This is a genomic window from Mesorhizobium sp. M3A.F.Ca.ET.175.01.1.1 (assembly GCF_004791945.1).
Classification (GTDB): domain Bacteria; phylum Pseudomonadota; class Alphaproteobacteria; order Rhizobiales; family Rhizobiaceae; genus Mesorhizobium.
This window is the reverse complement of record NZ_SRTP01000238.1, coordinates 1-326: the sequence shown is the minus strand read 5'-3', so window position 1 is coordinate 326 and position 326 is coordinate 1. Positions and strand designations below refer to the sequence as shown.

Sequence of the window (326 nt, the reverse complement as noted above, 5' to 3'; positions counted from 1 at the left end):
GCGAAAACAGCAGCGACTCGATCAAAGGCCGGTCGAACATCATATTGGCGAAGAACACCATGATAACGATCGCAAACATGATCTCCGTCATCAGATAGCCAAAAAGCCTGATCCCGCGGGCAAAGTCCGTCTCCGGGACACGTCGTTCGAGGGCCGCTGCGATTGACGCGAACTCGGTGCGCTGGCCGGTTGCCACCGCAAGCACAGTCGCGGTGCCACTGCGGACCGACGTCCCTGCGAAGACGGCGTTGGCGCGCTGTGCGACGGAAGCGCCCGGCGCCGACCGGCCCGGCGCTTTTACAACTGGAAACGTCTCGCCGGTCAGG

The 326-nt window shown here is 62.6% G+C and carries 1 pseudogene; it reads right to left on the bottom strand.

Annotated elements, in window-relative coordinates:
* Positions 1-326, bottom strand: a pseudogene (locus EN818_RS31480) (magnesium-translocating P-type ATPase); the annotation flags it as partial.